23 protein-coding genes and 1 tRNA gene are annotated in these 23,153 nt (G+C 47.1%); 6 read left to right on the top strand and 18 right to left on the bottom strand.

Annotation, left to right across the window (positions count from 1 at the left end; translation table 11 throughout):
- Positions 1-97: 97 nt before the first annotated feature.
- The 3 genes from AEA42_RS04880 (at position 98) to AEA42_RS22565 (ending at position 1,649) form a co-directional block, all read left to right on the top strand.
- Positions 98-481 carry a VOC family protein gene (locus AEA42_RS04880; protein ID WP_055647128.1) on the top strand — a complete coding sequence of 128 codons (384 nt, stop codon included), beginning with the start codon at positions 98-100 and terminating at the stop codon, positions 479-481.
- A 209-nt stretch (positions 482-690) separates the two neighbouring features.
- Entirely contained in the window at positions 691-900 is a 210-nt protein-coding gene (locus AEA42_RS04875) for a hypothetical protein (protein ID WP_011622901.1), read from the top strand.
- A 473-nt stretch (positions 901-1,373) separates the two neighbouring features.
- Positions 1,374-1,649, top strand: coding sequence for an integrase (locus AEA42_RS22565; RefSeq protein ID WP_082458947.1), 276 nt, complete (start codon positions 1,374-1,376; stop codon positions 1,647-1,649).
- Positions 1,650-1,786: 137 nt separating this feature from the next.
- On the opposite strand, the gene AEA42_RS04860 is transcribed toward AEA42_RS22565, so the two are convergent.
- Positions 1,787-1,863: transfer RNA gene (locus AEA42_RS04860), tRNA-Pro, on the bottom strand.
- Positions 1,864-2,057: 194 nt separating this feature from the next.
- Positions 2,058-3,533, bottom strand: a complete 1,476-nt coding sequence (locus tag AEA42_RS04855; RefSeq protein ID WP_055647125.1) for an alpha/beta fold hydrolase — start codon at positions 3,531-3,533, stop codon at positions 2,058-2,060.
- A 172-nt stretch (positions 3,534-3,705) separates the two neighbouring features.
- On the opposite strand from AEA42_RS04855, the gene AEA42_RS04850 reads away from it, so the two are divergent.
- On the top strand, positions 3,706-4,239 hold the full coding sequence (locus AEA42_RS04850) for a hypothetical protein (RefSeq protein ID WP_055647124.1): 534 nt from the start codon (positions 3,706-3,708) through the stop codon (positions 4,237-4,239).
- Positions 4,240-4,328: 89 nt separating this feature from the next.
- On the opposite strand, the gene nadE is transcribed toward AEA42_RS04850, so the two are convergent.
- From nadE to AEA42_RS04780, 15 genes are all read right to left on the bottom strand, one after another.
- The gene (gene nadE / locus AEA42_RS04845; RefSeq protein ID WP_037425381.1) at positions 4,329-5,159 is read right to left on the bottom strand and encodes an ammonia-dependent NAD(+) synthetase; all 831 of its coding nucleotides are present in this window, start codon (positions 5,157-5,159) and stop codon (positions 4,329-4,331) included.
- Between the two features lie 136 nt (positions 5,160-5,295).
- Entirely contained in the window at positions 5,296-6,600 is a 1,305-nt protein-coding gene (locus AEA42_RS04840; RefSeq protein WP_055647123.1) for an inosine/guanosine kinase, read from the bottom strand.
- 190 nt (positions 6,601-6,790) lie between these two features.
- Positions 6,791-7,837 (bottom strand): ferrochelatase, encoded by a 1,047-nt coding sequence (gene hemH / locus AEA42_RS04835; protein WP_055647122.1) that lies wholly within the window; start codon positions 7,835-7,837, stop codon positions 6,791-6,793.
- 80 nt (positions 7,838-7,917) lie between these two features.
- Positions 7,918-8,562 carry an adenylate kinase gene (gene adk / locus AEA42_RS04830; protein WP_037417813.1) on the bottom strand — a complete coding sequence of 215 codons (645 nt, stop codon included), beginning with the start codon at positions 8,560-8,562 and terminating at the stop codon, positions 7,918-7,920.
- A gap of 141 nt (positions 8,563-8,703) precedes the next feature.
- A complete protein-coding gene (locus tag AEA42_RS04825) occupies positions 8,704-9,567 on the bottom strand; it encodes a tetratricopeptide repeat protein (protein ID WP_055647121.1) in 864 nt (287 codons plus the stop codon).
- A 117-nt stretch (positions 9,568-9,684) separates the two neighbouring features.
- Complete coding sequence (htpG, locus tag AEA42_RS04820) at positions 9,685-11,598, bottom strand: molecular chaperone HtpG (protein ID WP_037425271.1); 1,914 nt, start codon at positions 11,596-11,598, stop codon at positions 9,685-9,687.
- Between the two features lie 279 nt (positions 11,599-11,877).
- Complete coding sequence (recR, locus tag AEA42_RS04815; RefSeq protein WP_055647120.1) at positions 11,878-12,477, bottom strand: recombination mediator RecR; 600 nt, start codon at positions 12,475-12,477, stop codon at positions 11,878-11,880.
- 12 nt (positions 12,478-12,489) lie between these two features.
- Complete coding sequence (locus tag AEA42_RS04810) at positions 12,490-12,819, bottom strand: YbaB/EbfC family nucleoid-associated protein (RefSeq protein WP_007648738.1); 330 nt, start codon at positions 12,817-12,819, stop codon at positions 12,490-12,492.
- Positions 12,820-12,988: 169 nt separating this feature from the next.
- A complete protein-coding gene (dnaX, locus tag AEA42_RS04805) occupies positions 12,989-16,063 on the bottom strand; it encodes a DNA polymerase III subunit gamma/tau (RefSeq protein WP_055647119.1) in 3,075 nt (1,024 codons plus the stop codon).
- A 129-nt stretch (positions 16,064-16,192) separates the two neighbouring features.
- A complete protein-coding gene (gene apt / locus AEA42_RS04800; protein ID WP_055647118.1) occupies positions 16,193-16,744 on the bottom strand; it encodes an adenine phosphoribosyltransferase in 552 nt (183 codons plus the stop codon).
- Between the two features lie 180 nt (positions 16,745-16,924).
- Entirely contained in the window at positions 16,925-17,293 is a 369-nt protein-coding gene (locus tag AEA42_RS04795; protein ID WP_055647117.1) for a YbaN family protein, read from the bottom strand.
- Between the two features lie 117 nt (positions 17,294-17,410).
- Complete coding sequence (locus tag AEA42_RS23020) at positions 17,411-17,533, bottom strand: hypothetical protein (RefSeq protein ID WP_011072094.1); 123 nt, start codon at positions 17,531-17,533, stop codon at positions 17,411-17,413.
- 157 nt (positions 17,534-17,690) lie between these two features.
- Complete coding sequence (locus tag AEA42_RS04790; RefSeq protein ID WP_055647116.1) at positions 17,691-18,431, bottom strand: putative DNA-binding domain-containing protein; 741 nt, start codon at positions 18,429-18,431, stop codon at positions 17,691-17,693.
- Positions 18,431-19,270 (bottom strand): DUF692 domain-containing protein, encoded by an 840-nt coding sequence (locus AEA42_RS04785; RefSeq protein WP_055647144.1) that lies wholly within the window; start codon positions 19,268-19,270, stop codon positions 18,431-18,433. The genes AEA42_RS04790 and AEA42_RS04785 overlap by 1 nt, the downstream gene beginning before the upstream one ends.
- 92 nt (positions 19,271-19,362) lie before the next feature.
- Positions 19,363-19,791, bottom strand: coding sequence for a hypothetical protein (locus AEA42_RS04780; protein WP_037417772.1), 429 nt, complete (start codon positions 19,789-19,791; stop codon positions 19,363-19,365).
- A gap of 266 nt (positions 19,792-20,057) precedes the next feature.
- Between AEA42_RS04780 and AEA42_RS04775 the strand changes: the two genes are divergently transcribed.
- Together AEA42_RS04775 and AEA42_RS04770 are read left to right on the top strand one after the other, a co-directional pair.
- On the top strand, positions 20,058-21,005 hold the full coding sequence (locus AEA42_RS04775) for a tRNA-dihydrouridine synthase (RefSeq protein WP_055647115.1): 948 nt from the start codon (positions 20,058-20,060) through the stop codon (positions 21,003-21,005).
- 163 nt (positions 21,006-21,168) lie between these two features.
- Positions 21,169-21,528, top strand: coding sequence for a TraR/DksA C4-type zinc finger protein (locus AEA42_RS04770; RefSeq protein WP_011717378.1), 360 nt, complete (start codon positions 21,169-21,171; stop codon positions 21,526-21,528).
- Between the two features lie 88 nt (positions 21,529-21,616).
- Here AEA42_RS04770 and AEA42_RS04765 read toward each other — a convergent pair whose 3' ends face one another.
- The gene (locus tag AEA42_RS04765; RefSeq protein ID WP_231640354.1) at positions 21,617-23,035 is read right to left on the bottom strand and encodes a TonB-dependent receptor; all 1,419 of its coding nucleotides are present in this window, start codon (positions 23,033-23,035) and stop codon (positions 21,617-21,619) included.
- Positions 23,036-23,153: the final 118 nt, after the last annotated feature.

The raw sequence follows: 23,153 nt of genomic DNA, 5'->3' as shown, positions 1-23,153 counted from the left end.
AATTCTTAGGTTAGCGCCAGAGTCACACTTAGTTGTGACTCTGGCTTTTTTAACACACACTAGCGTAAACATCAGTTAAACAGCACAGAGGCAAGCCATGTTACTCGGCATTCACCATGCAGCGATTATTTGCAGTGACTATCAAAAGTCCAAACACTTTTATGTGACGATTCTTGGCCTTAGCGTGCTGGCAGAGCATTATCGTGAGGCACGCCAGTCCTACAAACTCGATTTACAACTGCCCGATATGAGCCAAATCGAGTTGTTTTCCTTCGACAATCCTCCCAAGCGCCCTAGCTATCCCGAAGCCTGCGGTCTTAGGCACCTTGCCTTTCGCGTCGCATCGATTGAAACGGCGATCGAGCATCTTACGGCCCATCATATCGCCGTCGAACCTGTCCGCATTGACGAATACACTGGTAAAAAGTTCAGCTTCTTTAGCGATCCCGACGGCTTACCCTTAGAGTTATATGAGCTATAACCTGAATCCTCACTGTATTAAAAATGTAAATAAAACAGCGCACTAAAATAGTGGATTCACGCAACGAATAAGATGAATAAAGCTTAATTACGCCAAGGGATATTTAGCAGTAGACTCAATTCAGCGGCGCAGCACTAGCTCATCGTTTGACCAATACGGCACAGTAACAGGGCTGCGCTTACCAACCGCTAATCATTGAGGAACTCAAGGTGTTTGATAATCCAGCAATATTGTTATGGAGTTTAGTCTTTGGCCTCTTTGGTCTTGGCTTTTTCACCTACGGCAAACGCCAAGCCGCCCCCATCCCTCTGGCCGTCGGCCTCACCCTGATGATTTATCCTTATTTTGTCACCAATCTCGCGCTACTTATCGCCATCGGCATCGCCCTTATCGCACTCCCCTATTTTGTAAGAATATGATTTTTAAGTAGTAGAAATATTCAAAGCTAGAAATGCGTTGAATAACTGACAGGATTAAAATAAAGCTGAGTGGGAGATTACGTGTTAGGAATTAGAACTGTTTTGCTGGTATTGGCTTATGATGAGCCATGGTATTTGATCATCGACACGGTGAATAGAAACCTAGGGTTTCTAAGCTTATGAACGAGAGCCATGGTCGTTCTCATGCGTCCCTGCATTGTACGACATTCAGGCGTCCTGCCTATCAGATGGCGAACTGGCCGTTAAACACGGATGTTGTTCAAGTCCATCCGTGGATGCTCGCCCGTCTGATGTGAATGGATTCACGAATGCCGCGATGGCATGGATGCCAAAGAGCGGCCATGGGGCGGCCGTCTCGCTAATGGTAATCCCGCATTATCGATAAGAGTCGCGATGGGTTCCTTTGCCCTTATGTGGTTCATCGCCGACCAGACAAACAGAATAAACAAAGTGTGGCCACAGACCACCGCTATCAGCTTGATCCTAATTACCTTAGCAGAGCCTTTTCGGCATTAAGGGATGAGTTAGGTCTGTGCGACCATTTAGAAATGAGCCAGCGCCCAACCTTCCACGAGATACGTGCGCTATCTGCCAGATTGTTTTCGGATATGGGTGTTGACCCTCAAGGTCGGATGGCTCACACCGATGCCAAGTCCACCAAAATCTATGTGCGGGATCACCTGCAATGGACCGAAGTTCCACACGCTGAGATTAAATTCAGCCATTAATAAAACTAAGGCAAAGCACTAATTGGAAAAAGAATTTTTGAATTCCGTTAGTCCCCCGTTAGTCCACCCTTACATAAACAAGCAGACACAAAAAGCCCGCAACTGATTAAGATTGCAGGCTTTATTGTTTATGAATTTGGTCGGTATGAGAGGATTCGAACCTCCGACCCCTGACACCCCATGACAGTGCGCTACCGGGCTGCGCTACATACCGAAATATTGTACTTAATAGAACTGTACGACATCAGCTTAAGTACTTATTACTTAAGATGCTATCGAGTGGGGTTCACCTTAAGTGACGCAGACTTTAGCAATTGGATTCAATCAACGCAAGTGCTTAGTGAAGTCTGTTTGATCAACTGCTTAGTTTCTGGCCTGAATGACTACATTTTCAAACTATTATACCTTTCAGTGTGCCTCATTCGGCATATGTGCACTTCGATATTGTTCAATTCGGTCCATCATATAGGGGAAAAAGGGGTTCCATTTTTGACGTAACATTTCTGAAGCAGGCACACTATAAACGCCTCGCTCACCACGGGAAGCGGCTGCGCCTATTTGTATGCGGGTTAGCTTCTCATTGCTTGACATGCCATATAGTCCATCATTTTCAGCAAAAGGTAACGCAACATGGGAGAGTGAATACACGCCCGCCGGCCAATAAAGCGGGAGGTGTTCAATCTGAGATAACGACTCATCCTGTGGCCTCAATCCAAATTCCCGTGCTTGGACCTGAGTCGTTTCGCTATTGATATTTTCAATCAGCGTGCCACGGTAATGAATGTTGTCTGTGGATATAGGTAACAAGGCGGGTAGTGGATCATTAGTCATTAACTTACTGTTGATAACGGTACGATTCATATCAAATAGCACTAATTCATGGCCCTTTTGCGGTAGCGTTTGATACAACAAACTCACAACAGCTGCGCTAGATACCGTTGCATCGGCAACAGATTGAAAGCTTAAAATCGATGGGATTTGTTCACGCTGCAAAGGCGTTAATCCGCTTAACAAACTCTGATTACGTAATGCCAATTGGTAGACGACATCCCCGGCATTGACGGCAAAAGACATGTACTTGAAGGGATCGTATTCCATCTGAATACTATTCCATTGCAACTTATCTAAGTCGAGCAGACGACCTATCCAACTTTGCCAACGAGCCGCGGCCGCAATTGGAGCAAGCCCAATAGCTGGCGACATAAAAATCATCCCTGCATAATCGGGCGCTTTATCTTGATTAATCAGTTCAAGTTCATGGTTAAGTGCCACTGCGGCGCCCGTTGAAAAGCCAATAACGAATAACGGCTTACCTTTAAGCTCTTGTTTGATGTGCGCCGTTGCCAAATTAACTGCGGCGGCTAAGTCTTGCCAGTACAGGCTCGTCAAACCACTAGGAATGGTGCCATGGCCTGGGAGTCTTAATCCAAGTACATGGGCTTTGCCCTTAAAATGTGCTGCCACGTTCGACATGGCATAGGGTGAATCTGACATACCATGGAGCAACAATACGCCAAAAGGCGCATTGGCTTTAGGCCATTCAAAACTGCGATTCCAGTTTTGTGGCCATCTCGCGGGATCGGCAAGGCTGTTTTTAACATAACGATTGACGGGCGATGCATCTGTCGCCGACACTTTTTTGAGTACTTTGTTATCAACCTCGGCAAAGAGTTTATCTTCTAAGGCAATGTAATCACGAAAGTTATCGAGTTTAGTGTTGTAGTGGAATTCGTGTTTTAACTCAGTCGTGTGCCAGAGGGACAGATCGGGTTTAGCATTGAGAAAATAGATTCCAGTCACTAATAAGGCAACAGCAATCCCTAAACAGCCATAAAAGGCAGCGAAAAATAAATGTTTAGTTGAGCCTATGATAATGGCTTTCATTACTGCCCCATGGTTCCGATAAAATACGCATGCAGATTATACGGTTAGATAAAAATAAACCTCAATATTCATATTTAAGATTTGTTTTGATGGCATTTTAGTTTCGGCGGTTTACCCTATTTAGGTTAATATCCGCTCTACTTTTATTCGATATTCGCAAATTTTACTTATTATGCATATTGGTCCAGCCACAGCGTCCTATGCGTTTTATCTCCCTAATCCCCCACTCATGCCTGAATATTGGCATTGGGAGCAGGATAACGCGATAGCAGAACTCATCGCCTTAAACGGTAACCACTGGCGTAAGATCTTCACCATTATGGCCAAAATTTGCGCCCCCAGTGAGGATTGGCGCCACTATCGCGACAACTTATTACTCAAAAAACACCAAATGCTCTTGATAGGTGCTAGTGCCCTATCGCCCCATGCCAATATTCATATTGTGTGTGGGCAAGCTGCCGCGACGGCATTAGGAATTGCTATCGAGAGTCATATCGCCGCAGGCCCTCAGCAAAGCGCCAACCAGCAAACAGTACTGCAATTGATGCAAGCCTCCCAAGGTAAACTGCAAGACATCACGACAATAATGCAGACTCAATCTTCCCACTCGATATCAGTGCTACTCACGCCCTACTTAGATTACCGCCAATACTCTAATGCCCTGATTGCACTTACACGCTCGCATCTACGAAACGTATCTGCTTGATAAAATTTCATAAAAAAGCACCCAGATAAGCCGAGTGCTTTAAAAGAAAACTTAGATAGCATTGCCTATGCCAAGGTTAGTGATAAAAATCAGTCGTAGATGGTTGGAATGGGCTGGCGCTTATGTTGGGTGGCCTTATAGATATTGATAAGCTTCTCTTCCACAGCCTTATCAACGACCTTTCCTTCGAGGAAATCATCAATTTGCTCATAGGTCAGCCCGAGCGCGACTTCATCTTCGAGTAGCGGTTTGTTGTCCTCTAAATCCGCCGTTGGTGCCTTGTAAACTAATGACTCAGGAGCACCGAGATAGGCCGCTAATTGGCGCACTTGGCGTTTATTGAGGCCAAATAAAGGCGCGAGATCACAGGCACCATCGCCCCATTTGGTATAAAAACCGGTAATGTTTTCGGCGCTATGATCAGTCCCCACCACTAAGCCGCCGACTAATCCCGCTAACTCATACTGGGCAATCATGCGCATCCGCGCTTTAACATTGCCCTTAACAAAATCCACTTTCGCCTCATCCGGCATACTCAGTCCCGCCTCAACAAACGCACTTAAGGTGGCTTGATGCACGCCATCAACACCTTGGTGCACATTTACTGTGACTAATTTGGATGGCTGAATAAATTGGCACGCTTGCTGAGCTTCATGCTCATCTTTTTGAATTTGATAGGGTAAACGCACCGCAATAAACTGATAACCGCCCTCGGGATGTTCACTATTGAGGCTATCAACGGCCAACTGGCATAAACGCCCCGCCGTCGATGAATCCACACCTCCGCTGATCCCTAATACCAACGCCTTACTGCGGGCCTCTTTGAGCTTGGTTTTAATAAACGCCACGCGGCGCTGCACTTCAAACTCAGGCTCAATCGCCTTGAGTACCTTCATTTCTCTTAAGATCTGCGCTTTCACCGAAAATTCCACCTTAAATATTCGCTGTTATTGGGAGCGGTAAACCGCCTAACGTTATCATTTATTTGCGCCTAAAAACAACAAGGGCAATAACGGTTTGCCGCTATTGCCCTTATTAACTGAAACCTATGCTGGTTTATCTTTCCCAGTAGGATTCTTCTAAGCTGTCTTCACGCTCGGGTAACCCACGGGACAAACGCGGACTGTGCTGCGCTAATACCTCATAGGCCACGCGGTTAGCGTACTTACAAATTTGTGAGAAGGATGAATAACATAAGCCATCACGCTTATGCTTACTTGAGCCTGGCACGTTGGTCTTGTGGAAGGTATTGGCCGCCAAGTCATGCAATAACGCCGACAACGCACCATCGCCCGCACCATTGGTGTTGCCGATTTTCTCAGGGCCGCCCATGTAAGGGGAAATATGGGCATAGACTTTAATCGGATTTTCACAGTCACTCTTGAGCTTAGGACGCGAGAACTCATAACGGTTAAATTCGGGGATAGCACCGGGCAGCAGTGTATGGCTAGTCTCACGCTTTTCAGCATCATCGGTATAACCTGCGGTGTAAAGCCCGATGGGACCTGCGGTGGTTAACACCATATCACACCACTCGAGGGCTTTTTCGCTGGCAAGCAGTGGATCGCGAAACCCAGTTAACGCCTCGCCTTCATCTTCGTTCATCGCCAAAATGGTCACATGCTCTTGGATAAAGTTTTGCCACCAAACCGGATCTTCTTCGATTAAGAAGCGTGTGCCTAAGGTCAATACCACAGGGACTTCGGCTGCTTTGGCATATTCAATCGCGCACATGGCCGCATCGGTGATCCTGTCGCCGCCGCTGGCACGCATTAAATAGGCGGTTAATACCAAGGCAGAGCTGCCCTGTACTACGTCTTTATCAATGTATTCTGGGGTTAACTTATCCATCGCCCCTTTACTGATCGCGAAGGTACGCTCACCGCAATCAGAAATCAGCGTAAAACAACGACCTATGGGGCCATCGACGGGTTGCAGGAAGTTAAGGTCTACTTTAGAGGAGGTGTTGCAAAGATAACGGTAGGCGTAACTGCCGACTTCGATATTTTGGCTCATCACCCCAAACAACACAGAGCGGTCATCGGCCAAAATAGAATAATTGTGCACTGTGTTACCAATAGTGCCGCCCGCAAACTCATCGCTGATCAAACCGTTTTGTTTCAGCTCGGTATACAGGGCGTGCGCTTGCTCATCATTGATAAGCGTCGAATTACCCTTGGGTAAACCATAACGCCCGAGCAACTCATCCTCTACCTTGGCTTCGATATCCACTAAGGTTTGATCGATACCGCTGATATAAGTCGCAAAAGGTTGAGGTTGCTGCGTTAATTGCTCAAGCAATGGGTCACGGGTTTTGACCGGAAAATAATGTTTCGATTTGCGCTGACCGGGAAACTTCATAGTGGCTCTCTTTTCCTGGCATCCATGCTAATGGGCATTACAACGAGCGTTGGCTCATCGTGTCCTAAAAATAATGAGTCTAGGCTAGAGAGATAAAAAATCCACTCCCGAGCCACAAAGGGCGCAGATTCTACCATAAAATCAGCATGAAACTAGGCCGTGTTTAGGTTTCAACGGGAGAAATTTACCGTCACTCTGCGCGTATCCAAGGTTGAGCTTGTTCTTGTACCAATTGCCTGAGCAGCTCGATATGGAGCTCATCATCATTTAAACAGGGAATAAAGTGATAGGCCTCACCACCCGCATGCAGGAAAGTCTCTTTACCACCAATCGAAATTTCCTCTAAGGTTTCGAGGCAATCAGTGGCAAAGGCTGGGCAAATTATATCAACGCTTTTCACGCCTTGGCGGGGTAAATCGGCCAGCAGTTCATCAGCATAAGGGGTTAACCACTCTTCTTTGCCGAAGCGGGATTGGAAACACACCTGCCATTGTCCATCGGTTAATCCCAGAGCCTGTGCCAGTAACTTGGCGGTAGTGCGACACTGCTCAGGATAGGGATCGCCTTCAGTGGCATACCGCAGCGGAATACCGTGGAAGGATAAAATCAACTTGTCGGCCTGCCCATGGGTTTTCCAATGGCGCTTAACCGAATGCGCTAAAGCCGCGATATAGGCTTCATGGTCAAAATACTGTTTGCTAAAGCGCAGCTCAGGAATATCGCGCACTTTAGCAAAATACTGCGCCACCGCATCGAACACACTAGCGACAGTTGAGCAGGAATATTGCGGATACAGCGGCAGTACGACGATACGCTCGGCGCCTTGGGCTTTGAGTTTGGCAAAGCCGCTATCAATCGAAGGATTGCCATAGCTCATGCCCAGTTCAACGGGAATAGTTTGATTAAAGGTCGCACTCAGATCCGTGGCTAACTTTTGTGCCTGCTGCTCACTTATCACCATCAGCGGCGAGCCCTGCTCTGTCCATACACTCTGATATAGTTTGGCCACCTTGGCGGGTCGGGTATTAAGGATTATCCCCTGCAAAATCGGCTGCCACAGCCAAGGGGACAAATCGACGACCCGAGGATCACTTAAAAACTGTTTGAGGAATCGCTTAACCGCTTTGGGAGTGGGTTCATCGGGCGTGCCGAGATTGACCAATAACACGCCAAACGCAGGAGAGGGAGAAGTCAATGTGTTACCTTTTATCAGCCTAATACCTCGGCAGGCTAACATTCAGTTGCCAATAAAAAAAGCCTGCAATCGCAGGCTTTTTCTTAATATGAGAACTTGTTCTCGAATTTAGCGAATGATGCTTATTTCAGCACGCTGGCTAACTGTTCACTCACAGCCGCAACCGACTGAGTACCATCAAATTTATGGTATTGAGTGTGACCCGCAGCAGCCACTTTGCCATAGTATTCAACCAATGGCTTAGTTTGTTCGTGGTAAATGCCTAAACGCTTACGCACTGTGGCTTCTTCGTCATCTGGACGAATCGCTAAGTCTTCGCCAGTCACATCGTCTTTGCCTTCCACTTTAGGTGGATTGAATACCACGTGGTAAACACGGCCAGAACCTGGGTGAACGCGACGACCGCTCATGCGCTTAACAATTTCTTCGTCTGGCACATCGATTTCAATCACGTGATCAATGCTGATACCGTTTGCTGCCATCGCATCCGCTTGCGGGATAGTGCGTGGGAAACCGTCTAACAGGAAACCTTTAGCACAGTCGTCCTGTGCGATACGCTCTTTAACCAGTCCAATGATCAGATCATCAGAAACCAGTTGGCCTGCATCCATCACTTTCTTCGCTTCTAAACCCAGCGGAGTACCGGCTTTAACAGCAGCACGTAACATATCGCCAGTAGAAATTTGTGGGATACCATACTGTTCCATAATGAACTGGGCCTGGGTACCTTTACCGGCACCTGGGGCGCCCAATAGGATAATGCGCATCTCAAGAGTCCTCTTTTTCGCATTGATATTCTTCTTAGGGCGGCGATCTTCGCACATCTGACCGCCATTGAGAAGGCTTTTAGCTTCGACTTTAGCCTCAGAAACCGCAAATAAATCGCAGTTTTGTGGCAAATTTTATCCTTAGTAGAGCAAGGTATACAGCTTGCGACGGTACTGGTTAGCAAGACTATTACCTTGACCAAGGGCGGTTAAAATCTCCATAAAGACTTGTTTTACTTTGCCATTTTCAGCATTCAAGTCTTTAGATAACACACCGTATAAATGCGCAAGTGCTTCTTCATCGCGGTGAGCCGAATGCAAGGCTTTACAAAGTTCGAGTAATAACACTAAATTTTGCGGATTATGCTCAAACTTCTGCTGTAAATCACGAATTTCAGGTGTGTCCGCCGCATCCAAGGCAAGGGTTAATTTCGCCTTTAAGCTCTGGTAATAACTGTCTTGATCGGCAAGGCCAATCTGTTCGAGTAAAGTCTGCGCTTGAGCCAGTTCACCCTGCATCAAATACACATCGGCGAGCACCAAACTCACCTCAGCAGCATGATTTGAGGCGCTATAGGCGTCTTTCAGCAACACGGCCGCAGTGGTTAAATCCTCCGCCGATACTTGGCTTAAGGCTAACAAGGCTTTGGCTTGCTCAAGCTGCAATTGCCATAACGGAGGCAAGTGTTTCTCCAGCATAGTGTTGACCTGCGCCGCCTCCTGCATGCCCGCAAAGCCATCGATTGGTTGGCCCTTATCGAGCACTAAAGTGGTCGGCAGTGCTTGAATGCGGAAATAGTTCGCGATTTCCAGCTCAGTTTCACAGTTCACTTTCGCCAGCACAAAACGGCCAGCATGCTGGGTGGCAAGTTGCTCGAGTGTTTGCACCATGGCAACACTCTGCGGCTGTGGCTGGGCCCAAAACACCATCACCACCAGTTGCTGCATCGAAGCATCAACCACTTGCTGAATATTGTCTTTCGTTAGATCGAGGATATTGTCCATGGTTTTCCTTACTCCCAATCTGGCACCTCTACGGGGAAATGCCCTAGGATAATGCGACTCGCGGTGCCTAAAACGGAATCGGGGCACTTGTGTCTCTACTCAAGTGCCCCGAATGTGTTACTTCAGGCTTGCCAATAACATTTGGTTCATCAGCTTAATAAAGGCAGATGGGTCCGCTAGGCTGCCCTTCTCCGACAATTGCGCCTGTTGCAATAACAGATTCGACCAATCGGCAAAGGCGGCTTCATCCTGAAGATCATTAAGGCGCGACACTAATGGGTGCGCAGGGTTGATCTCAAACGTCGGCTTGACCTCTGGCACTGGCTGGCCGGCAGCCTGCATCAGTTTGATCATTTGGGTCGACATTTCACCTTCACCCGTGACCACACAGGCTGGGGTATCGGTTAAGCGTGAAGTGACTTTCACATCGGCCACGCTAGCGCCTAATGCCGCTTTAATGCGTTCAATCAGTGGTGCAGACTCTTCAGCGAGTTTCTCCTGTGCTTCCTTCTCGGCCGCATCTTCCAGCTCACCTAATTCCAGCTCGCCACGGGTGACTGAGTGCAATTGTTTTTCTTTGTACTCAGTTAAGTGGTTGATTAACCACTCATCGATACGTTCTGACATCAGCAACACTTCGATGCCTTTCTTACGCAGCAGTTCTAAGTGTGGGCTGTTGGCCGCGGCTTCGTGGCTGTCGGCAACGATATAGTAAATCTTGGTTTGGCCTTCCTTCATGCGGCTAATGTAGTCGTCGAGTGACACAGTTGGTGCCGCGCTGCCAGTATGGGTAGACGCAAAACGCAGTAAGCCTGCAATACGCTCACGGTTTGCAAAGTCTTCCGCTGGACCTTCTTTCAACACTTGACCAAATTCGGCCCAGAATTTTTGGTATTTTTCCGCATCGTCTTTTGCCAGTTTTTCCAACATACCCAGCACACGCTTAGTGATACCGGTGCGCATCGCTTTGGTGATGTGATTGTCCTGTAAAATCTCGCGGGACACGTTTAGCGGCAGATCGTTTGAGTCAATCAAACCCTGCACAAAACGCAGGTAAGATGGCATAAACTGCTCAGCGTCATCCATGATAAACACGCGCTGCACAAAGAGTTTCAGGCCATGCTTACGGTCACGGTTCCACAGATCCCACGGCGCTTTTGAAGGGATATACAACAGGTTAGTGTATTCCTGTTTACCTTCAACGCGGTTATGACTCCACAGCAGAGCGTCTGTGTAGTCGTGGGAAATATGCTTATAAAATTCTTGGTATTCTTCGTCAGTGATCTCAGACTTATTACGCATCCACAGCGCAGTCGCCTTGTTCATGACCTTCCAATAGCCTTCGGTTGCAGGAATTTTTTCACCGTCTGGGCCATCGCGCTCAGGGGTGCCTTCCTGCCACATTTCTACTGGGATTGAAATATGGTCTGAGTATTTAGTGATGATGGAGCGTAGGCGCCACTCATCGGCAAACTCTTTCTCTTCATCACGCAGGTGCAGGGTAATTTCAGTACCACGGCTCGCCTTGGTGATAGTTTCAACGGTGAAGCTACCCTCACCTTCCGATTCCCACAATACGGCTTCATCGGCCTTATGGCCGGCAGCACGGGTACGAACGGTGACTTTTTTCGCTACGATAAAGGCGGAATAGAAGCCCACACCAAATTGACCGATTAGCTGCGAATCCTTTGAGGCTTCACCAGAGAGGTTTTTAAAGAATTCAGCGGTGCCCGATTTGGCGATCGTACCTAAATGCTCAATCACGCCATCGCGGGTCATACCCACGCCGTTGTCTTCGATGGTCACAGTGCCTTTTTCTTTGTCTGCGCTGATACGCACACGTAGCTCACCGTCACCTTCGTATAACGCGTCGTTGGTCAACGCAAGGTAACGCAGCTTATCGGCCGCATCCGCAGCGTTAGAGACCAGTTCACGCAAGAAAATTTCTTTGTTGGAATACAAAGAATGGATCATCAAATGCAACAGCTGTTTGACTTCAGTTTGAAAACCATGAGTTTCTTGTTGTGACATGAAATTTTCCTTATTTGTTACGCAATTTGGTTAAAGCAAACGCTCAGTGCTTTATAAAATGGGGCTGCAAATCCACTTTTCAAGGGGGGAGATAAAATCACAGATCAAATGGCGAAAAATAAGGCAGTATCAAACCGAAATTACGCTATCCCTATGTCAGAATGAAGAAAGGAATGTTAGACCTAGACACGCTAGGGCATGTTCGCTAAACAAATACAGCCATAAAATAAAAACCCGCGAGCACAGGGCCAGCGGGTTTACTCTTTAGGCCATCACAGGCTACAGCGGGATACGCCCATTGAAGGACAGCGCTAAGGTGGTGCTGTCGACATATTCCAGTTCGCCACCCACGGGTACGCCGTGGGCAATGCGGCTGATCAGCACCTTGTGGCGCCTTGCCATATCGGCGATAAAGTGGGCTGTGGCCTCACCTTCAACCGTAGGATTGGTCGCTAAAATCAGCTCAGCAACATCGCCAGAGGCTAAGTGACGCTCTAATAGCGCCAAGCCTAACTCTTCAGGCCCCACGCCATCGAGGGGGGATAAATGGCCCAGCAAAACAAAATAGCGACCCGTAAAATGTCCACCTGCTTCAATGGCTAACACATCGGCTGGCGTTTCGACCACACAAATTGTCGAAGACGAGCCGCGCTTATGGCTAGCACAAATCGGACATAACGTTTCTTCAGTGTAGGTTCGGCAAGACTGACAATGACCGATATCACTCATGGCACTCGACAGGGCAGAGGCTAATTTAAGCCCAGCTTTCCTGTCTCGCTCAAGTAATTGAAACGCCATACGTTGCGCCGATTTAGGCCCAACCCCTGGTAAACAACGTAGGGACTGAATTAACTCGTCTAGCAGTGGACTAAATTTCATTGTCTATCTCAATTAAAATGGCATTTTCATGCCTGGTGGTAATTGCATACCGCCAGTCACTTCGGCCATTTTAGCTTTTTGATTCTCTTCGATGCGACGTGCTGCATCGTTACAGGCTGCCGCGATCAAATCTTCCAACATTTCTTTGTCGTCTTCCATCAAGCTTGGGTCGATTTCGACTTTACGCACTGTGTGTGCGCCTGTCATGGTCACTTTAACCAGACCAGCACCTGACTCACCGACCATTTCCATGCGGGCAATTTCTTCCTGCATTTTTGCCATTTTTTCTTGCATCATCTGGGCTTGTTTCATCAGATTGCCCATACCGCCTTTTCCAAACATAGTCATTTCTCTTCTATTAGGGTTAGTCGCAAGCTTTTAAGCTGGCTAATCTTACTGAAATAAATGGGATTGGCAATCAATGCCGCGATCCCATCGATAAACTTATGATCTTGATAGCGCGTTTTTAACAAACTCTGCCATTCCACGCAGCATATACATAGAGGAAATATTACTCGGGCTCAGGTAACGCAGGAATAAGCCCGCTGCGCTGATTTAACAGTTCAGGCGGATAGAGCAAGCTATCCTTCTCAAGCTCAGCCCCAAAGCGGTTAATCAGCCATTGCACATTGTCATCCATTATTAGCGACTGCTGCGCCTGTTGCAGTAACTCTTGGTGAAAACGTTTACGCATCTCTAAGGGCGTCTCCCGCGTAGGATCGGTTCCTATGACCACCTCAACCTGCCTTGGGTTCCCAAGGGCTGCGGTTAAGGCTTGCTCGAGTTGCTCAATGGCCACCTGCGCCGCCAAGTGTTTCTGATCGGGTTTTAACAGTAATGGCAAAGGGTTAGCCTGCTGCTGACAAATCGAATTGACCGCTAACTGACGCACACGTCCGCCAATATCGAGGCTCGCCATGAGCTTGTACCAATGCAAATCGAGCGGATGACCGGTAATCGATTGCGCCAGTGCTAATGCGGTGGATGACGCCGATGAAACCGTCTCGCTTGGCGGTGACTGTTGGGTCCGTTGCTGCGTCTGTGATAATTCCTGTGTCTGAGACGGTTGCAGCACGGTATTTGCTTCAGTGCGTTGCAGATCAGTCTTAATCTCTTCCACTTCGGTATCGATTGTCGAGGTTTGAGCCGAAGCATGCCCAGATACTGCCGCACCAACTGATTTTTGCGGCGCGCTCACGCCACTTTGTAGGTGTGAGCTAGCAGCCAATGGGCTTGCCTCATCCATTGCCACGACAGGCGCCTCTTCCCATGGCGGGCGATCGTTTGGCTCAAACTGCGGAGTCGGCGTGACATTGGATAGTGACTCAAGATGGATCTCGGCCTCGAAATCGTCGTCAAAGGGCAGCTCAAAGTCGTTATCGGACTCGTTACTGACAACTTGCGGCTCGATAGAAGCATCAACTGAAGGCGTTTTATGTGTTGGCGCGTGAGAGACTGGCGCAGTATGGCCATTCTGACTCGGGGGGTTAACCTTAACTTCCGCTGCCAGCTTTTTTCCATCACCTTCCTTGGTGCTGAGCGCATCAAGATCGGATAACAAAGAGTCGCGCGCCGCTAATACCGCCGATAAAATATCGTCATCATCGAGGGATACTGTAGTTGAAGCCGGAGGAGTTGTTGAAGCCAGAGGGCTTGTTGAAGCAGAGCTTTCGGCAATAGACTGCGACTTTTGCGCTGGTGTCGCAGACGCTTGAGCGGCATGTCCATGAACAGCGGACTCATGCACAACATGACTATGATCAATAGACTGAGCACTGTCGCGATTAAACGAATTATCTTCTATATCAGAGAATGCGCCCTGCTCCTCAGATATAAATTGCGCATAATCATCTTGATATGCATCCAGCGGCGCGGCGGCATAATCGTATTGCCCGTAAGACTCAGCTGAATAAGCATCAGGCGTTAACTTATCTACACTTTCGTTAACACTCGTTTGAGTCTCTTCCTCGACATCATTTTCATTAGATAATGCCACTGTAGGTTCTGTTAACTGGTTGGCGTAAGGCTTAAGGTTAACACTAACGGTATCAACAACCGCGGCTTGATGATGCTCAGCATCAGTATTTGATGCAGGCATAGAAACAGCACTTACTTCTGTCTCAGTATTCGATACAACATCCACATTTGCGCCAAAGCCCTGACTTTGGGCTTGACTTAAAATCACTTTCTGCTCGGCAATCAATGCGGCATTGAGTGCTAACGCTTCATCAACCGCATCCTCATCGACAGCTAAAACATCCTCATCGGATAAAGCTTGTTGCGATGCTTCGACGAGTGAAGCCGTAGCAAGCGCAGACGTTGCTGCAACTTGTGGCAAAGCTAGGGAATCAACGGCGGAAGTTAGCGAAGTTTTTTTTTCAGCCACAGCCTGATTAACCGTCTGTTCTACCGCGGGCATATTTGATGTGGGCGAAGCAGACATTGGCTGCTGAGAAGGCAAACTTACCTTAGCTGGGTCTTCGACTTGCCAACGTTTTACTGGCTTTTCGGGAACAAATGCCACCGCTCGCAGCAGCGCCATTTCGAGGCCCGATTTAGGATCCGGCGCATGGGGTAAGTCTTTACGGCCAGTCAGTAAAATTTGGTAATACAGCTGCACTTGTTCAGGCGCTAACTGCTCGGCAAAGGCCTGAATTTGAGCACTATAAAGGGATTGCTGCGCGGCGGCTGGCGCAAATTGTGTCAGGGTAATCTGATGCAGTAATTCCAGTAAACTACGCAGCACTTCTTGGGCGTCCGCGCCATAGGCGAGCACCTGGGCGCAGCTTTGCATCAATACGCCAATATCGGCATCGGTTAAGGCTTTAAGTAAGCCCAGCACATGCTGCTCATCGATGCTGCCCAGCATAGATTGCACTTGGTTAAGCATTACCGTGCCGCCACCGAATGCAATGGCCTGATCGGTCAAGCTTAAAGCATCACGCATGCTGCCATTGGCCGCTTTGGCGAGCAGAGTTAGGGCTTCGTGCTCAAAGGGCAATTGCTCTTGGGTTAAAATATGCTGAAGCTGAGTACCAATTTCCTGCTGGGTTAAACTCTTTAAATTAAATTGCAAACAGCGGGATAACACAGTCACCGGCAGCTTTTGCGGATCGGTGGTCGCCAGCAAAAACTTCACATGCTCTGGCGGTTCTTCAAGGGTTTTTAGCAGCGCATTAAAACTGCTGCGGGAAAGCATGTGTACTTCGTCGATCAGATAAACCTTAAAACGGCCTCGGGTCGGACGATATTGCACATTATCTAAGAGTTCACGAGTGTCATCGACTTTAGTGCGCGAGGCGGCATCGACTTCAATTAAGTCAACAAAACGGCCTTGGGCAATTTCGACACAGCTGCCACACACACCACAGGGGGAAGCCGTTACGCCCTTCTCACAGTTAAGACCTTTGGCAAAGAGACGCGCCAAACTGGTCTTGCCCACTCCGCGCGTGCCAGTAAAAAGATACGCATGGTGTAAACGTTGCTGGGTTAACGCATTGGTTAATGCGTGCAACACATGACTTTGGCCGACCATCTGTTCGAATGTGGCAGGGCGCCATTTTCTGGCTAACACCTGATATGACATGGAACTCCCCAATGTGCATGACAAGAATGTTGGTACAAAAAAGGGGATCGCGCCCCGAGATAGTTGCAAGATAACATGTCAATTAACGACATGCCATTAAACTATCCCTAGGCGCCTTTGGCTGAAGAATTATTCGCCTTCAAACTCACAAAGTTTAACCAACTCAAGACCTAAGGCTGTTAAACGAGCCTCACCACCTAAATCAGGTAACGAAATCACAAAGGCGGCATCTTGCACTTCACCACCGAGTTGGCGGATAAGTTTTACCGTGGCTTCGATAGTACCGCCCGTGGCCAGCAAGTCGTCAACCACTAGCACTTTGTCGTTAGCGGTAATCGCATCGGTATGGATTTCAAGGCTATCGTGGCCATATTCCAGCTCATAGCTTTGGCTAATCGTCGCGCGTGGCAGTTTACCTGGCTTACGAACTGGCACAAAACCAATACCTAATTCCAACGCCAAAGGTGCACCAAACAGAAAACCACGGGCTTCGGTACCCACAATCTTGGTAAAGCCTTTGTTGCGGTAATGCTCAACTAATAAATCAATAGTCGCTTTATAGGCTGCAGCATTTTCCAGCAGACTGGTCACATCGCGAAATAGAATCCCTTCCTTAGGATAATTAGGAATGGTTTTAATGCTTTTCTTTATCAAGGATAAGGTTTCTGTATTCATAGCCATTTAATTTAACTTAATCGTTTCGCCACGCTTATTGCTGGCAGTAAAAACAAAACGTCCACAGCGAGTGTGGACGAGCTTTAATAATTCGCACAAAGCTTATGCCGCTTTGGTTTGAGTTGCAACTAGCAGCGTATTCAAGTGACGAATTGGTTATCAATTTGTGCCTTAGATCAAATGTACTTAGGATTCGATTTCAGGAATCGTTTTCAGATACCAGAGAAGCCCGATTGCCATGGTTAACAGCAACAATTTTACCCATAGGATTGGCACAACAAGAATACTGACACTAAAACTGAGGCCAGAGAGTAGCATAGCTCTGCGTTTAAGGCCTGGGCGCATGGCTCGGTGCTCTTGCCACTGGGTGAGCGCATCAGCAAACCAAGGGTGTGTCATTAACCACTGATGTAAACGAGTGCTTGAACGGGCGAAGCAAAAAGCGGCGAGTAAAATAAACGGCACCGTCGGTAACAGTGGCACGATAATACCTAGCAGTCCAAGACCCAGCGCAAGGCAGCCTATCAATAAAAACAAACCGCGTTTCAATATCATAGCGTGTAAATAATCATAGTTTGTAAATAATCATAGTGTGTAAATGCCTCGAACCTCAAAAACAAAAGCCACTCTCAGAGTGGCCAGTAGTATACTCAATTTGAGATTAAAACCTGCTTAAATTAAGCCTAATTGCTTTAACCAAGTCAGGCTTGCTGGTAGTGTCGGCAACAGTAAGACTAAAATAAAACCAATAAAATACATAACGTTAAATGGGTCTTTAAATGGCTGACTGCTCATTACAGCTCCTCAAATGTGTGCGTAGATAAGTGCGCGGGAATCATACAGTGATTAAGATCACAAAACGGGCGTCATTGTAGCGGTTTGCCACACCAACAAAAACCCTTTTTCTGTATGGTTATTACAATTATTTTGCGTACTTAAGCACCATGTCTTTCTATGTTCCGCGTACGATACCTTTAGCGGTTAGTTGCTCGAGTAACTGTAAACAACCTTGAGTTAAGGTCTCTGTTAGCATTTGCGGATAAGTCGACACCAACCATTGAATCATTTCATCAAAGGTGCTCTGCCCCTTTTCGGCTAAATAACCCAGTACTTGTGCGCTTAAAGGTGTTAATTGCAAAAAGCCTACCTCACCTGCCTCATCCTGATACAGGCAAAAAAACACTGGCTGCGGCAGAGGATCTTCTGGGCGATAATCTTGCCGTATTTGCTGCACAGGATACTGGTATTGCGCCACGGTTGCCGTTGCGGCTAAACATAGATTTTGATGCGTAATTCCCTCTTTACCAATCAGGACTTGGCGGCTATCTTGCTGCGCAGTTGCCACTCTTAGTTCAAGCCATTCATAGTGCGCAAGTTCCAACATAAAGGGCGGATCAATGTCTATTGGAGAATATTGAAACTGCAGGAACTGTAAAAACTCCCCAGCAATATCGATAAAAATCGGTGATTTACAATCATGTCGACTAAAAAAAGCCTGCACTAAGGTTTGCCACTGCGCATCAGTGTATAAGCTTTTGAGTACGGGGAAAGCATTAGAGACAAAACCCATCACGTTATTAAAAAATAGCTCTCGGTAAACCTGCATCCGCTCAATGGGTACACCGATCGGCACGGAATTGTTAGGATCACGAATATAATCGATAAAGGATTGCTGTACTTGCTTAAAATCCATTAGGCAATCCTCTTCGCTAGATTTTTTTTGGCCTGGGCTTGGTAAGTATGAATTTGATTAATTTCATCCAATAAATGCGCCGTTGCCGGCAGATTAAAGTCACGCTCGAGCAAGGTGGGTAATACGCCATGCATGGCATAGCAACTATCTAGGAGCGCCCATACAGGGGCGTTGATATCGCTGCCGTGGGTATCAATCAATAATTCTTCTGATTCTTTAAAATGTCCTGCGATATGCAAGTAGGCAATCCGCTCAGTTGGCATCGCCTTTAAAAATGCCGCCGCATCATATTGATGATTTATCGAGTTAACATAAATATTATTCACATCTAACAGGAGTTTGCAGTCGGCTTCTTCCAGCACTGCAGTCAAAAACGCCTGCTCAGTCATCTGCGCACTGGGCGCCGCATAAAAGGAGACATTTTCCAAAATAAGCGGTCGTTCTAAAATATCTTCGACTTGCTTAACTCGCCGAGCGACATGCTTAACGGCGGCCTCGGTAAAAGGAATAGGCATCAGATCGTATAAATGACCAGCTCCTGAGCAGTAACTTAAATGCTCTGAATAGATATCAATTTGATGTAAGTCCATAAAAGCTTTGATACGACGAACAAACTCAAGATCCAACGGCTCAGGGCTACCGATTGAGAGCGACAGACCATGGCAAAAAAAGGTATGTTGTTCAGTTAATTGTCTAAATTGTTTACCGTATTTTCCACCTAGCGTCATCCAGTTTTCAGGGGCAACCTCTAAAAAATCGATAGCACTCGGCAGCGATTGGCAAAATTCACTGAGCATTTCACGCCGTAACCCTAATCCAACTAATCCACGATCTTGCATTGCTTTAACCCCTTTAATTTGGATGCTGCTAAACAAAGGCCAGCATAGGCTGGCCATGTGCTAGGGCAGTACCTCACTAAGTACAACTGAACTTATTTGACTTCCTTTTTTACGGCTTCAGTTTTAGCGTCAACTTTTTCAGCGGCTTTCTTCATATCAGCACCGCATTTGCCTTCACCACATTTGCCTTCATGAGCTTTGTCTGCTGCTTTTTTCATATCTGCGCCACATTTTGCTTCACCACACTTACCTTCGTGAGCTTTGTCTGCCGCCGCTTTTTTCATATCGGCGCCACATTTTGCTTCACCGCATTTACCTTCTTTAGCTTTTTCTGCAGCCGCTTTTTTCATATCTGCACCGCATTTACCCTCACCGCACTTACCTTCAGAACCAACGAGTTGATATCCTGATTCCATGGTTTCAAAACCAAATAAATTTGTTTGCGCGTTAACAGTAAACGCTGAACCAACCACCACTGTACCTAATGCCACTGCAACCGCGGTTTGCTTAACTGATTTCATATTCTTGCTTCCTTTTATTGATTAATGGTGACCAACAATAGGGTTATCGTTGGCTTACTGCAAAAGACCTGCACCGCTTTAGTTTCATTTCAAAAAATATCACCAAATCACAGAAATTATCAAAATATGCTGATAGGAAGCTGAATTTAGCCAATTAAATAGCCATAAATAGTTGTCATTGTTGCCAAGCCTCTCTGCGCACTTTGTAACAGCAAGCCAATAGGATAGAATGCACGCCCTTTGTTCCTCTATATGGGTTTGTAGCAGTGCGGGTAATTTTGGCTCCGATGGAAGGCGTGGTTGATGACTTAATGCGAGATATTTTGTCGTCGATTAACCCTTACGATTTGCTTGTCACCGAATTTGTGCGCGTCGTTGACCAACTCTTACCTGAAAAGGTCTTTCTTAAACTCTGTCCAGAGCTACTGAGCGGTGGCTATACGCCATCAGGTACCCCAGTCCGCGTACAGCTTTTAGGCCAAGAACCTCATTGCATGGCTGAAAACGCCATGCGCGCAATTGAGCTTGGCTCCCACGGTGTAGATGCAAACTTTGGCTGTCCTGCCAAGATGGTCAATCGCAGTAATGGCGGCGCGGTGTTGCTGCAATACCCTAATACCATTCACGATATTGTGCGCGCCATGCGCCAAGCAGTGCCCGCTGAGCATCCGGTGACAGCCAAGATCCGTTTAGGCTACGAAGACAAATCCCTGTTTATGGAAAATGCGCTGGCCGTTTATGAAGCGGGTGCAACTGAGCTTGCTATCCATGCCCGCAGTAAGGTTGATGGTTACAAACCGCCCGCTTATTGGGAATACATCACTGAAGTGCGCAAACGTTTGCCAATACCGGTAATTGCCAACGGTGAGATTTGGAATAGTGACGACGCTAAACGTTGTATGGAAGTGACGGGGTGCGACAGCATCATGATTGGCCGTGGCGCGATCTCGCTCCCCAATCTTGCAGACACCATAAAAACCGGTGCCACGCCCTTCAGTTGGGCTGACACGTTACAATTAATGCTCAGTTATACCCAAAGGGAGCTTAGTGGCCGTAAGAGTGATTATTATCCGGCGCGAATTAAGCAATGGTTTAGTTACTTAAATCGCCAATACCCTGAGGCGGACACCCTGTTTAGGGAGCTGCGCATCTATAAGACTACTGAGGAAATTGTGCGAGTGCTGGAAGAGGCGCAGCAGCGCCTTGGCGAATAACCACGGATGGCGCATAGGATAATCCCATGAGAAAGTGGTGAATTTTTATTTAAAACACCACTAAATCCCTGCAAATCGGACAGATACTTGATCTTTATCATAGTCGTTGATAGTGGAACTATTAGACTGAATGTCCAGAGTCAGATAAAACAGGCGATTTTACGTGAGCACCACCCATATCAGACAAGAATTGTCAGAGCTTGAAGCTAATCTAAGGAAGGAAATCGGCGCGCTCCCTCAGTTTATTGAAATACTTGGGGCGCATTATGCCAATCTCAGCCTAGGCGAGTTAATTGACCGCCTGGCACAGAGTCACCTCGCAGAACATCCGCTATTTTGTCGTTTAAACCGCCTCGATGCCGCCTTCTGTCAACTCGACTTAGGCTTATACGGCCTATGCTCAGATTGCGAAACCGAAATCGAAGCCGAGCGCTTAACTCAAGATCCCACTGAGCAACGTTGCAGCAGCTGCGCCGAGCATTATCAGCATGAGCATCGCCATGAGCTGCGCCTGAGTCATTAAGCAGCGTCTCTATATTCCACAAGCAAAATTCCACAAGCAAAAAAACCTCCGCAAGCGGAGGTTTGAGTTATCCAGGGAGAAGGATAACTTAAAACTTCTGGTTAATTCTCAAATAGTAAGTACGGCCCAACACATCATACAGTCCAACGTTTACATCACGGTAATCAGCATAGGTATAAAAGTTTGGTGCATCGGCATCAAACACATTATTCACCCCAACTGTGATTGAACCATTGTAAGCATGGTTATAGGCAAACTGGATGTTGTGTTTAAAGTAGTTTGAATAATCGACGTAAACATCGGTTTCTTCTAACTGATTGTAGTAATCAGCCGATTGACGACCAATATACACTACGGTCCAGGCCGCAGAAAAATCGTCATATTTCCAGCTGGTTGCAAAATTACCACGCCAATCAGGCGAATCAGTAAGCCCGGCATAATCAATCATTTCTGATTCGGCATTATCTTGCTTTTTAAAATCCAAAACATGGGTTAAATCGAGTCTGAAGTTGAAATCACCGATCCCCGTTTCTAGGTTATAAGCTGTGACAAAATCAATACCTGACGTTTCAACCGTCGCTAAGTTGCGCACACCCGCTTCAATATATTCAATCTTGCCATCGGCACCACGGTGAACATAGGGTGATGAACCATTTTTAATTTCATCACGCAGTATGTCGTTCACACTTATCGACTCAATTTTATTCTCGTAGGCAATCGAAAAGTAGGATAATTCGATATTCCAATTATCAGTAGCATTCCATACGCCACCTAACGTCAAGGAGTTACCCTCCTCGGCCTCAAGGTCGGGATTACCACCATACCAAGTTTTGTGTTGATTACTGGTCGCACAATAAACCGCATCCACATTACCTGGCTCATTACACCAAAGCGAATCGACGGCTTTTTCAAAACTTAAAGATTGTGAAGAGAACATTTCACCCATATTGGGTGCGCGGAAGGAGTCACCGTAACTGGCACGCAGTAACAAGCTATCCACGGGGCGCCAACTAATACCAAATTTAGGCACTACGGCATCAAAAGTTGATGAATTAACTACTTGCCCTTGGGCACCAGTGAGCGATCCTTCCTGTTCATAGCGCTCGTACCGAACGGCGGCCGATAACTCAACATTCGCGGGTAAGCCAACTTGGAATTCTAAATAAGCTGCACTTCGATCACGGGTTGCATCCACATCATCGCCACCCGAGCCACCTGAGATAATGCCCGAAGCGGACTCTGGATCACTGGTTTGCTTAAACTTAATCATTTCATATTCAAGCCCACCGACCATAGCAACAGAGACATCGCCATTATCAACAAGCAGCGTTGAAGCCAGTCCATCAATTTGAGTGCTTTCAAACTTACCTTGATACACGCCCGTATGAGCCGCCTTACGATACAGCTCAGTCATCTGCTGGTTCCACTGCTCATAACTCATGCCCGTGGTATTAAAAATATCGTACTGTTCAGAATCTATTCCTTGCTGAACTATCTCATCCGTCATTCCGCACCTAATTTTCGATTTAAAAAACTTGACGGCGATCGGTCATTCTGATCTATTACTCTCTTTTGCAGGTAATTCATCATGGCCGCTCCCGCTATCTCTATCCGTAACCTCGACC

The sequence above is a fragment of the Shewanella sp. Sh95 genome, from assembly GCF_001308045.1.
Classification (GTDB): Bacteria; Pseudomonadota; Gammaproteobacteria; order Enterobacterales; family Shewanellaceae; genus Shewanella; species Shewanella xiamenensis.
Note: the sequence above shows the minus strand (reverse complement) of the source record. Positions and strands in the feature narration are given on the sequence as shown.

Excerpts from the sequence above, each read along its gene's own strand:
- AEA42_RS04880 (WP_055647128.1), top strand. The coding sequence starts at position 98 with ATGTTACTCGGCATTCACCATGCAGCGATTATTTGCAGTGACTATCAA.
- AEA42_RS04855 (WP_055647125.1), bottom strand. The coding sequence starts at position 3,533 with ATGAAAGCCATTATCATAGGCTCAACTAAACATTTATTTTTCGCTGCC.
- AEA42_RS04850 (WP_055647124.1), top strand. The coding sequence starts at position 3,706 with ATGCATATTGGTCCAGCCACAGCGTCCTATGCGTTTTATCTCCCTAAT.
- AEA42_RS04840 (WP_055647123.1), bottom strand. The coding sequence starts at position 6,600 with ATGAAGTTTCCCGGTCAGCGCAAATCGAAACATTATTTTCCGGTCAAA.
- hemH (WP_055647122.1), bottom strand. The coding sequence starts at position 7,837 with ATGTTAGCCTGCCGAGGTATTAGGCTGATAAAAGGTAACACATTGACT.
- adk (WP_037417813.1), bottom strand. The coding sequence starts at position 8,562 with ATGCGCATTATCCTATTGGGCGCCCCAGGTGCCGGTAAAGGTACCCAG.
- AEA42_RS04825 (WP_055647121.1), bottom strand. The coding sequence starts at position 9,567 with ATGGACAATATCCTCGATCTAACGAAAGACAATATTCAGCAAGTGGTT.
- htpG (WP_037425271.1), bottom strand. The coding sequence starts at position 11,598 with ATGTCACAACAAGAAACTCATGGTTTTCAAACTGAAGTCAAACAGCTG.
- recR (WP_055647120.1), bottom strand. The coding sequence starts at position 12,477 with ATGAAATTTAGTCCACTGCTAGACGAGTTAATTCAGTCCCTACGTTGT.
- AEA42_RS04810 (WP_007648738.1), bottom strand. The coding sequence starts at position 12,819 with ATGTTTGGAAAAGGCGGTATGGGCAATCTGATGAAACAAGCCCAGATG.
- dnaX (WP_055647119.1), bottom strand. The coding sequence starts at position 16,063 with ATGTCATATCAGGTGTTAGCCAGAAAATGGCGCCCTGCCACATTCGAA.
- apt (WP_055647118.1), bottom strand. The coding sequence starts at position 16,744 with ATGGCTATGAATACAGAAACCTTATCCTTGATAAAGAAAAGCATTAAA.
- AEA42_RS04795 (WP_055647117.1), bottom strand. The coding sequence starts at position 17,293 with ATGATATTGAAACGCGGTTTGTTTTTATTGATAGGCTGCCTTGCGCTG.
- AEA42_RS23020 (WP_011072094.1), bottom strand. The coding sequence starts at position 17,533 with ATGAGCAGTCAGCCATTTAAAGACCCATTTAACGTTATGTATTTTATT.
- AEA42_RS04790 (WP_055647116.1), bottom strand. The coding sequence starts at position 18,431 with ATGGATTTTAAGCAAGTACAGCAATCCTTTATCGATTATATTCGTGAT.
- AEA42_RS04785 (WP_055647144.1), bottom strand. The coding sequence starts at position 19,270 with ATGCAAGATCGTGGATTAGTTGGATTAGGGTTACGGCGTGAAATGCTC.
- AEA42_RS04780 (WP_037417772.1), bottom strand. The coding sequence starts at position 19,791 with ATGAAATCAGTTAAGCAAACCGCGGTTGCAGTGGCATTAGGTACAGTG.
- AEA42_RS04765 (WP_231640354.1), bottom strand. The coding sequence starts at position 23,035 with ATGACGGATGAGATAGTTCAGCAAGGAATAGATTCTGAACAGTACGAT.